The organism is Coxiella endosymbiont of Ornithodoros maritimus (assembly GCF_907164965.1).
In the GTDB taxonomy this organism is placed as follows: Bacteria; Pseudomonadota; Gammaproteobacteria; order Coxiellales; family Coxiellaceae; genus Coxiella.
In genome coordinates, this window is the sequence record NZ_CAJRAM010000009.1 from 40,044 (window position 1) to 50,298 (window position 10,255).

Here is a 10,255-nt window from a genome sequence, read left to right on the forward strand (position 1 = left end):
CAATGGAAATTTCAGTTTTTCTGGCTCGGGTAATCGGCCTCTACTTTGTGATCATCAGCTTATTTAAGTCATCCGCCATAAATCGGCAGCTTCGATGCTAAAGGATTTTGCTATTCAGCGGGGAGTTTTATTATTAAACGCAATTATCACTCCCATTATCGGTATTTTGTTAGTGGTGAGCCATAACTTGTGGGTAGCCGATTGGCGAGTAGTGATTACAATTATCGCCTGGTTAATTTTAAATTACAGGCATTGTTCGGCTTTTCACTATTGACGCCACAAAATTCATTTTAAAATGGTGGCTTAAACGCTCCGACCGCCTCATCGTAGCAGCCATTCTCTACTTGATTGTAGGTATTTATTTACTTCGTATCCATGGGTGCAGGTATTTAAACGGTGGAATTCGCCCTTAAACGCCCTTTTTCAATTGTACGACTTGACCCGACTACGCTGTTACGTGATCATAAGCAACTCAGTAATGTCTAGCAAGTAGCCATACGCTGGCGTAGCTCAGTGGGTAGAGCAGCTGATTTGTAATCAGCCGGTCGTAGGTTCGATTCCTATCGCCAGCTTTTTAAATTAAAGGTCCATTCCGAAGAAATATGAGTATAATTAATATTAAGAGCGTGCACTTTCTTAGAAATTTAGATCCTTAGCAAATCAAATGGAATTTAGTAAAAAAAGTTGGCAAGGATCTTCGCTTTTATTGCTTGCTCAGTTAATAGTTGGCGTTGGCATTGTAGGGTGTAAATCACTTTTGCAAATGATTCCGGCTGTTATCATTTTGGCCATACGTTTTACGATAGGATCGACATTTTTGCTACTTGTCCATTTGGTGGTGAGTAATCAAAAGTTTTGTTCATTAAAGCAATTAACACGTCTCGATTCGGGGTTTATTATTTTGCAAGCACTTTGTGCCGGTGCGTTTTTTAATATTTTACTTTTTCTTGGATTAAAATATACGAATGCCAACGTTGCTGGAATTATCACTAGTACTAGTACTTTGCCTGCGATTGTAGTGATTTTTTCTATTATCTTTCTGAAAGAAAGAGTTACCATTTCTACACTTCTGTGCGTTGGATTTGCTCTGATTTGTTGTGATAATTATTAAATTTCAGAGTTTGCAGTTCGGAGGTAGATATCAAATTTATGGCGATATACTAATATTAGCTTCACTCATTCCCCGAGGCCGCTTATTATATTCTTTCTAAACTTCGCCCTAATAAATTACCTGTATTTCTAGTATCTGCTTTAATGAACGAGATCAATGTTGCCACTTTTTTTATTTCTATTTCTCCGAAATTAGAGCTTTCTGATGCAGTTTATCCCTGAGCAATATATATTGCTATTTATTGTGGGTATAACCTCAGCATTGTTTTATGTGTTTTGGTTTTCAGGATGTAATCATGTCCCTAGCTCATTAGCGGGATTAATAACAGCATTTATGCCTATTACTACATTAGGAATCACTTATTTATTTTTAGTTGAAAAAATAAGGGTATTACAATTATTAGGTTTTTGGCTTGTGATTTTATCGATCGTTTTCAATGCAAGCAGATTATTCGGCGGTCAACCATTGAAATAGCTATGTTAAATTAATGTTTATCAAACTTTTGGGGGAGGCAATCTATCACAGATATCGTTTGGGGAATAATTACTGAAAAAACTTGGGATTTCCAACGAGCAGTCGAAGAAATTTCTAGAATTTATTCCATCTATTTGACTCTTCGTCAGGCATTTCCAACCGACAACTCGGTACTCGAGCAAGTGGCACGACCTTTCCAGCAAAATGCTGCCGGGGGGATGTCATTAGAAGAGTTTAAACGTACTCACATTCGTATTCTACATCCACCCCCCCCTCTTCAATTTGTGGTACCAGCAACGACATTTTTCCAACAACCGGTATGGGATAGCCAACCGGAGGCAGTCCATTGAGTTTTTAAAAAACTATCAGTTAAATTGAATCGTCGAGAGACCAATAAGGAACAAAAGGAAAATGAGCGGTTAACCGCCGATTAATCATATAGTGTTAGTAGTGTTAGCACTAACGTAATGGATAAGCGATAGATGCGGTTCTGATTGATTAGCACAGAGCTCCTTACGCTGTGCTATAGTTAACCTGAGAGGCTAGAAAATAAGGAGAATTGCGGTGACGGTACATCAAGAAAATCAAGCGAATAGCACTCAGATTAAAAACCTGGATGCTTTTTACAAGCACATTAAAGTCAACAAGTAGATACACGAGATTGCGAAAAAAGTGAATGCACTAACTTTGCCGTGGAGCAGATAGACTAGCAATGCGCGCCGAGCAACCGAAATCGACAGATAATTTTCTTTATTATCTGTTACATAACCCTAAATTTAGAGGGGACGTGTTTCTATTTACTTTTCAAGTCCGTGTAAAAAATTAGCTAAAAAGATAATTCATGCGAACAAGAACCGCCTTCCTCTCGCACTCAGTGGATCGCTTGTAATTTCGATAATACCAATCTTCAAGATTAACTGGATGCCTTTTACTCCAGTGACGTGTGTGTTTTACTGTATGACAAATCACACAGTGAATAAACTTTTGAGAGGTATACGGAACGTGTTCGACTATTCTTGGATAAAACAACCGATGATATCCTCAAAAATATTTTTTGAGTCGATATTGCGGACTATTTTGACAATATTTTTCATATCTCTCCGAAAAGAATACAATCGCTTCATCAATATTTTATTGAAATATCCAATCAATCACGCGTCATGCGAGTGCAGAGCGAATTGGGCAGTCGTGTTACGATTGATTTGACCACGCGTGATCTATGGACCAATTTAGATGGCATTAAATTATCGAGAAGGCGTGCTGAGCGAAATTGTCACTCACATTGAGGATATAAATGGGATCTTTGTTTTTATCGGTTTTTTATTAAGCCTTATTCCGTTTGGCGAAAAATATCGGGTTATCCATGAACCCATAACCTTTGAGATTGAAAGAGGTATGATCGTGGGTTGTAAAACTGCACATTCGGAGCCGTTGAAGGATTTAGAATATTATTTTCAGAATGCAAAAACTTATCGAAAAATTGAAGAAATTGGTATCGGTACTAACGAAGGTTTGCCAACATTGAAAGGAACAACGGGCGTTTTTGAAGAGCGCCACGTGGGATTACACTTCGGTTTAGGTGGAAAGAAAGACAACAGCATTCATTTAGATTTAGTGATCTCCGACAGCCAAATTTACTTTGATGATAAAGTTATTTTAAATCAGAAACTCCGTTTTTAACAGCGATTTTTAATGAAAGGGATCGGGTACTGATCTTATCATTACCCACAATTGGTAAAAACTAAAAACTTAAACCCACCATTCCACCTCCCTCGCCGTCCCCGCGCAGGTGTGGACCCGGCGCACTGCGTGCGCAGTGCGCTAAAAGCGCGTCTGGACTTCTCTGCGGATCAGGAAGTTTAAAATGGAAATCGCTGTGACTTGTGGGTAATGATAGGGTCCGTACCTTAACTTCCATTTTATATTGTCTCTTAACGTAGCGAATATTTACGCTACGTTCTTTTTTACAGCATAATACCTGGCAGTGAAAAAACGAGAGATTAGTGGTGAGTCGAATGATTTATGATGAGAGTAAAGGAGAATTTAAATTTCAAGCAGGGCTGCCCGATCAAACATTTATTGCCGCGGCTGATTCTTTTAAAATGTGGTTAGTTGTAAATAAAGTGCTCGATAGAGTGTATGCTGGTGTGAAGTCTTCGGAAGTCAAAAGCGAAGACGATAACTTACGGGAAAAAATCACCTTTTTAAATAATAGACACCATAACCTTTTCCCATTGAGGGCAGAGGAGAAAAGCCGAAAGGTGGATTCAGGTGGTATGCTTCGTCAAACTTCATTCATAACTGTACACGAAGATAAACTTCTCATTCGTAATTTTGATGAGGGCCTGATAAGAAAATTTTACGGAGTGTGGAAAATGTTTTTTCACATAACGAGGAAGAAGCCCCCAGATTTAGCTTTTAATCAGAATAGATCAAAATGGGGTCAGGTACGGATTTAGTGCTTGTTAGCACCAATGAAGGAGAAGAGCTAAGTGTCCGTACCTGACCTCTCCATTTTCTATACTGTTGGGCTTCGTGAGCTCAGCCCAACTTAATAAGCTGTTATCGCTTAAGCCTTCTTCAAGCAAATAAGCTTCTTCATCGGCTCTACGATTTTTTTGTTACAAAATAAATTCGAGTCGGCTAAAACAACGGGGTCGTGTCTAACAGGGTCCAAGGAACAACAGCAGCAACAGAAGAGAGAAATGAAGAGATTCAAATGCTGATAAAAAAGGCTGATACTACCTAAAGCTGCTCCCGATAGACCTAGCCGCTTGCTAGCGAGTTTTTCGATTGTGCTGCACTAGCAACACTGGCGATAAGAACTGTCAGCAGTGATAATTCCACTAAAATAATTCGGATGTTTCTGTTTCTGGAGAGCCGATAATACGATCGGAAAGCGCCTCTGAATTCTTGACTATTTTGGCCGAATTGAGTTAATGCTTGTCGAGCAGCTCGTTGAGTCTTTGGGTCGGTTGGAGGTTCTGTAGGACTCTCCGTTGAGATAACGTAAGTGTTTTTAACCAATTTCAATGCTATTTTATAAGGATGGAAATCGCGAAGTAATCCGTCATTAAAAATAAATGCCCGCTCCCAAGCGTGATTAAGCTGCATCATCTTCGTCTTTGCGGTGGGGTGTAAAAATTTTAATAGACATCCTAATTGCTGACAGAGACAGTCCCCGTTTAACCACTGCTTTTGCTTTACAAAATGGCGTTCTCTTCTCTTCATTTTCTGCAAGGAACGGGTTAGCACTAAAGAACAGCTTATGTGAATCTCCTTCCATATAGTGACCATCAGAAAGAAATGCAGTAGTTAGAAGCTTGAAATTGCGATTGACCCAGCCCATACGAGAAAGTTCAGTAGGCGTTAACTGTAAAAGGATCAATTCTGCGAGCACTTCAGGGGGGGCGCAAACCCTTTGCCATTTTCTTTTGTTTTTTCATTTGTATTCATCTTTAGGAAATTAATAATACAAAGGTTATTTTAATATCCAAAAATTAATTCAATCTTAACGGGCTAAATCACACCTGGTTTTTTGGACAAAAATCGGTAGCCCGTATTCCACTTCGCTCCATACGGGCTACCGCTGGTAATCAAAGATCCAGTCCCTACCTCATTAACCCTAGCAAAAAAAGTTAGAAGACTAGAAATTGCAGACAAGCAGGAACTTCTATATAATGACCCGACAATCATTCAAGGTGGGGGTTTTATGTCTAATTTATCAAATGCCTATCAGCCGAGACGGTCCGGCGTTCAAAGCCTTACAGTTGCTCATTTCATGAGCAAGGTGTACTTATGGATGGTCCTAGGTTTAGCGCTTTCAGCAGGCACGGGGTATTATATTTTTTCTCATAGTTATCTTTTTAATAAAATCGTTCACACGCCAGGGCTCTTTTTCGGCTTAATTATCGCGCAATTTGCGGCGGTTATTGGACTCACGTGGTCAAATCAGCGGTTGACGGCTACGTTAGCAGCGTTGATTTACGTGCTTTATACGGTATTGACAGGAGTCAGCCTAAGTGTTGTTTTATATGCTTATACGAAACAAAACGTCTTCGATGCGCTGGCCGTCACCAGCCTTGCTTTCTTGGGGCTGAGTGTCTTTGGGTATGTAACGAAGCGTGATTTGGGGCCCATCGGAACGTTTTGCATTATGGGTCTATTTGGAATGATTGGGATGATGCTCCTTGCTTTTTTCATCCCCGGGTTACGTTCCAATACCATGCAGCTCACTATTTCGGCCATTGGTGTATTGGTTTTCTCAGGCTTAACCGCTTATGACACTCAACGCATTAAGCTTTCTTACCTGCAATCGGGCGGCTGGGGTGAAGGCAAACAATTAAAAGGGGCTGTTAATGGCGCTTTAATGTTGTATTTGGATTTCATCAACTTATTTCTTAACTTGCTGCGATTTTTTTCGCGACGATAAATTGAAAAAAGGCGCCGGTTTGAAGGTGCTTTTTTTCTTCTTGTGCATGAAGGACATTTCTTTTTTAATAAAAAATGACGATAGTTTAGATAACATATGTTATTTTCTATTAAAAGCGATACCTGCCTTGGTCATGAAACCGAGTAAATTTGTATGAGCTTCGGAAATTTTGAGGGGGTCGTTACGATTAAAGGCTTCAGGATGTGACTGATAGCCGATTACTGGGGAACCGGGTATTGACTCAAATGCTTCTATGCTTTTTTCTTCTGGCTCCATTAAACGATCATGCTGAGCGCTTTTGGGGGGGCGATCGCATCATCATTGCGCACTTCGTGCGCTGATCCTTACCGAAGGTGGTAACCCAGCGGCGTCATCGGCTGCCAACCAATTAACGCTATTTACAGGAATGCGCCGAGGAGGAGTATGCATTTTGCCAAACATCGCTTTTTGAAGCAACGATGTTCTTTCAATAGTTATGTTGTGAATGAGTTTATTATGAGTAACATGATCGGAAGAATCTCTTGGCAATTGTGGAGCATTCCATCGCGGTAATTATGTTCATTCACTGCTTTTAAATTCCCTCCAAGTGTTTCCCATAAAAGCCATGAACCTTCGTATATGGCTAATATAGCTCTCCCTCGTCGTAAAGCATTTTAATTAAATATTTTTTCATAGCTCCTCGTTCTAGGTTCATGGACTTGCGGTCGTTTAGCAGCAGTTTTGCGCGCTCGTCCTGGAATAAATAAAATATAGCCGCAAGCGATTAAAAGTGTCTGCAACAGAAGGCAACGGGGCCCAACCTTTGGTTATTGAAAGTAAGCAAGAGTGTAGTTTGTTTGATGTAAACGTAAGGCATTGAGATTCCAATCGGGGGCTAGATGAATTTCTGTATTAAACCTTGTAGCCTTGCGAATCGTCCAGTGATCATAAAATGCCTCTGCCCCATTGGCTCGTCCCGATAAGAAATTTGTATATTATGGGGGCTTAACGTTAATAAGTTTTGAAGATGTTCAATGGGTTTTGAATAATAACTTTCTACAAGGCTCACATCCGATTGAAAGATAATTTTTAATAAATCAAAAGAACTATTATTCATAATTAACAGCCCAACTGTAAAAAATCCTGAAAATTAAGTCCCCTATATTCATTCTATTGGATTAATACATCGATTAAATTTCTTCCGTCTTCGGTATCGTCAGAAAATGAAAGTTGCTAGCCGTTATTTGCGGATAATTCGACTATGTATTCGTAACTTTCCAGTGTTATTGTAGTAATTAGGTAAGAGCGGAGATCTTCGGAGATTGCAGTTTTAACCGCATCTTTAATTAAAAAATCGGCAATTGATAATGCAGTTTTATCGATCGCTGATGAAAATAAATTTGTCAAATCAACGTGCAGCGTAACTTCGGAAGGCGGAGTATCGATCGCCTCATAGGTTGTTTGAAATTTGGGAAGGTCGTCTTCATCTAAGGCATGGTAAAGCTGGATTATTAACTCTTCAATGTCTTCTTTAGAAGAGTTTTCTGTGTCGGTTGTATTAAAACTATAATTACTATCGTCACTCGAGCTTCTTGGCATTTTTAGCTCTCCTTGGGTAGAACATCGGCTTAACAGATCTAGAATATAATCAGTTTAGATAGCGGGGTAATCGTAATCATATATCGAGGATAATCATGACCATTCTCTCGGTTGTCATAGTGGATACATTCAGCGGGTTAAGTGAAGGTTAAAACTGAAAGTACAGCGGCTTGCACTTTAAGGAGTGGGCGCCATCAACGCTTTTAAATTAACTGTATTTAATTTAAAAAGATAATTGGGTAATTCATCCAAATAAGAAATTTGAAAATATTTTCTGTTGGCGAGTGAAGTTAAAGAAGGATCTTCTGGGTATTGGAGCAGGATAGGAAAGAAAACCGCTTCACCAACAACAGCGCGACGCGTGGGCGGATTCGGGTTCAAATCCCAAAGATTTGATAAGTCATGGCCATCGTCGTATGGTAGGGGCCATTGGGATTCGGATAATTACCGATAAATAGGACAATATGTCCTCCAATATAAACAAGAGTGATTAGTTGATGAGCCTTTTCTATTAAATAAGTTAGCCTTTGCTCTTCGTTATCCTTGGACATATCCAACATTTTTCCTGCATACACTTGAGCTGAAGAATGCCTGGGTAACCAAACACCGAACGGCGTAAATAAACTTTTCAATTCGGCGGAGCAGTCGTTATAAAAATACATGCTACCCTATCCATAAGGACGACCGATTAAGGTCGTAATGACCGTGGCTATATTGATGGGGCGTAGGTTCGGAATGGCATAAGAACAGCATTGGCTGTGGAAACGGTGGAAAAATTGATAGCGGCAGAGCCATTCAAAGTGGGGACCGGAATCATTATTTTAATTTTTTCTGCTGCCTGGGTAGCTGGAAATACGGAGCCTACGTAAGCTAAAAACCGAAATTGGTCTTGATCATCGATAATATTAGTTTTCGTATGAATAATGGCAGCTAATTGTTTTTTAGCGGCTGTCGTCCATGTGCTGATAAAAGCTTCATCCATATGGGCAATTCCATTTCTTTTGACCCAAGCAATATAGTGTGGTGTGACCACTAACGACCAAGCGAGATCCTGTGTTTTACAAAGAATATAAACGGACGTGCCTGCCCGTAGTGCTGACATTTGTAAATTATCAAAAGGGTAACCTTGACCAGCAAGGTGGTGATCGTAAAAAGCTACGTTGGTAGTAGGAAGTACCCGGGGCATTTAAATTAGTCACCGCAATCCCGCGGTTACTGGATTGATACGCCAATTGATCTAATCGTTCAGGATCGATATTAGCGGAAAGTGCTTCGATCCACCTGGAAGAATAGGGCCTGAAATTTTCACCATAGTTAATTTTTTCTGGTAGTTTATCCTTGTTGGAGAAAGAAGCAATAATATTTTCTTCAATCGATTTTAGATTATCGGGCGGTGATTGGTGTAAAATTTTGTTGATGTAATCCTCGTTCCACGGAGAAAAAGGGCCAAAATAATGGTCATAAAACAATTGCAAGTGTTTTTCTTGGACCGCTGGGGTAATTAAAGGTTTATCGTAATTAGGGTCGTCGGGTTGTACCCAGGAAGAAAGCGTTTGATCGTAATTATCTAAAGGAAACAAAGAAATCGTGCTATCGTCAGCCGCACAGTAATTTATTTTTAGTAAAATAATGCCAAAAAATAATAAAGAAAAAAAGGTAGAAAATACGCTTTATGTTAAAAAATGAATTGCACTTTTTAAGTGCACTCAATGAGTTAATCATAAGCAAATTCCCAAAAACAGGTTTTTACTGTAAGTCGTCATCACACTGTCTCTCATGTGACGCCGTGGCTTAAACTAAGCTGAAGATATATTATCTCGCACTTTTTGAGTTTTATCAATTATTATAAATCACAGAGCTCTATACATGACGAAAGCAGTTCAGTTGATGAAATAGTGAGAAAAGCTGCTGAGTGTTGAGTAGAATTTCTGATGTTATTGAAGGATAAGGAGTTCTCGATGAAAGACATCAGCGGGTTAGTAACTAGTTTAAAATAGATATTTAGGGCGGAACAAAGCGTGAAAGAGTTGCTTTGTGCGCATGCTGTTAAGTTTATTTGCGGTAAAAATGATTAATTTAACTGAGATTGCCTTAGCCTTTGGAGGGGGAGCGAAAGTCAGCTCGCGTTGTCGACGACTTCAACGATTTTGTGGCTTATTCCAGATGGACTTTCTGAAAATCGCCCGCTGGATTTTAGCGCTGCGCTTGGATCGGCGCAGGAGTATTATCTCGTGATAGACCGAACCAATTGGTATTGTGGCAAACAGAAAATTAATATTTTTATGCTGAGTATTGCTTACGAAGGCATGGTTATTCCTTTATTTTGGGAAATTCTTCCCAAAGCGGGAAGTTCTAATTTTAACGAACAAAAGGCCTTAATTCGGGGCTTTTTAGAGACTTTTAAATCGGTGAAGATCAAGGGATTGTTAGCAGACCGTGAATTTGACAGCGGTGAATTTTTTACATGGCTGGCAAAGCAAGCGATTCCATTTTATATGTGGTATTAAAAAAGGTCTTTGACATGGCGGTTTGGGTATTTGGTCAAAAGGTTTTTTTGGCCGGCTCCCGCTCAGAGCGAGGAAAGTTGATGATCGTGAAGACCTCAATATTCTTATTTCTGCTACGGCTTAGAGCATGTCAGGGACATTGTTTTCAACCCC

General features: G+C 39.7%; 11 protein-coding genes, 1 tRNA gene and 4 pseudogenes. 9 read left to right on the forward strand and 7 right to left on the reverse strand.

Annotation, left to right across the window (positions count from 1 at the left end):
- Positions 1-2 precede the first annotated feature (2 nt).
- The 7 genes and pseudogenes from OWO34_RS00870 (at position 3) to OWO34_RS09455 (ending at position 4,044) form a co-directional block, all read left to right on the forward strand.
- Positions 3-393: pseudogene (locus OWO34_RS00870) on the forward strand (hypothetical protein).
- Positions 394-499: 106 nt separating this feature from the next.
- Positions 500-572 (forward strand) — tRNA-Thr (locus OWO34_RS00875).
- Positions 573-664: 92 nt separating this feature from the next.
- Positions 665-1,111, forward strand: coding sequence for a DMT family transporter (locus tag OWO34_RS00880; RefSeq protein WP_267256214.1), 447 nt, complete (start codon positions 665-667; stop codon positions 1,109-1,111).
- Between the two features lie 204 nt (positions 1,112-1,315).
- Positions 1,316-1,585, forward strand: a complete 270-nt coding sequence (locus tag OWO34_RS00885) for an EamA family transporter (RefSeq protein ID WP_267256215.1) — start codon at positions 1,316-1,318, stop codon at positions 1,583-1,585.
- Between the two features lie 12 nt (positions 1,586-1,597).
- Positions 1,598-1,963 (forward strand): annotated as a pseudogene (locus tag OWO34_RS00890) (hypothetical protein); the annotation flags it as partial.
- Between the two features lie 855 nt (positions 1,964-2,818).
- Entirely contained in the window at positions 2,819-3,265 is a 447-nt protein-coding gene (locus OWO34_RS00895) for a M29 family metallopeptidase (protein WP_267256216.1), read from the forward strand.
- Positions 3,266-3,591: 326 nt separating this feature from the next.
- The gene (locus OWO34_RS09455) at positions 3,592-4,044 is read left to right on the forward strand and encodes a hypothetical protein (RefSeq protein ID WP_323808250.1); all 453 of its coding nucleotides are present in this window, start codon (positions 3,592-3,594) and stop codon (positions 4,042-4,044) included.
- 108 nt (positions 4,045-4,152) lie between these two features.
- On the opposite strand, the pseudogene OWO34_RS00910 reads toward OWO34_RS09455, so the two are convergent.
- The 3 genes and pseudogenes from OWO34_RS00910 to OWO34_RS00920 all read right to left on the reverse strand — a co-directional run.
- Positions 4,153-4,304 (reverse strand): annotated as a pseudogene (locus OWO34_RS00910) (hypothetical protein); the annotation flags it as partial.
- A 47-nt stretch (positions 4,305-4,351) separates the two neighbouring features.
- Positions 4,352-4,702, reverse strand: a complete 351-nt coding sequence (locus OWO34_RS00915) for a hypothetical protein (RefSeq protein WP_267256217.1) — start codon at positions 4,700-4,702, stop codon at positions 4,352-4,354.
- Positions 4,689-4,985, reverse strand: a complete 297-nt coding sequence (locus OWO34_RS00920; RefSeq protein ID WP_267256218.1) for a hypothetical protein — start codon at positions 4,983-4,985, stop codon at positions 4,689-4,691. The genes OWO34_RS00915 and OWO34_RS00920 overlap by 14 nt, the downstream gene beginning before the upstream one ends.
- 312 nt (positions 4,986-5,297) lie before the next feature.
- On the opposite strand from OWO34_RS00920, the gene OWO34_RS00925 reads away from it, so the two are divergent.
- Entirely contained in the window at positions 5,298-6,017 is a 720-nt protein-coding gene (locus OWO34_RS00925; protein WP_267256219.1) for a Bax inhibitor-1/YccA family protein, read from the forward strand.
- Between the two features lie 99 nt (positions 6,018-6,116).
- On the opposite strand, the gene OWO34_RS00930 is transcribed toward OWO34_RS00925, so the two are convergent.
- From OWO34_RS00930 to OWO34_RS00945, 4 genes and pseudogenes are all read right to left on the reverse strand, one after another.
- Positions 6,117-6,293 (reverse strand): hypothetical protein, encoded by a 177-nt coding sequence (locus OWO34_RS00930; RefSeq protein ID WP_267256220.1) that lies wholly within the window; start codon positions 6,291-6,293, stop codon positions 6,117-6,119.
- A 42-nt stretch (positions 6,294-6,335) separates the two neighbouring features.
- The gene (locus OWO34_RS00935) at positions 6,336-6,545 is read right to left on the reverse strand and encodes a hypothetical protein (protein ID WP_267256221.1); all 210 of its coding nucleotides are present in this window, start codon (positions 6,543-6,545) and stop codon (positions 6,336-6,338) included.
- A gap of 684 nt (positions 6,546-7,229) precedes the next feature.
- Positions 7,230-7,595, reverse strand: coding sequence for a hypothetical protein (locus OWO34_RS00940; protein ID WP_267256222.1), 366 nt, complete (start codon positions 7,593-7,595; stop codon positions 7,230-7,232).
- 177 nt (positions 7,596-7,772) lie between these two features.
- Positions 7,773-9,373, reverse strand: a pseudogene (locus OWO34_RS00945) (SH3 domain-containing protein).
- Between the two features lie 348 nt (positions 9,374-9,721).
- On the opposite strand from OWO34_RS00945, the gene OWO34_RS00950 reads away from it, so the two are divergent.
- Complete coding sequence (locus OWO34_RS00950) at positions 9,722-10,102, forward strand: hypothetical protein (protein ID WP_267256223.1); 381 nt, start codon at positions 9,722-9,724, stop codon at positions 10,100-10,102.
- The last annotated feature ends 153 nt before the right edge of the window (positions 10,103-10,255 follow it).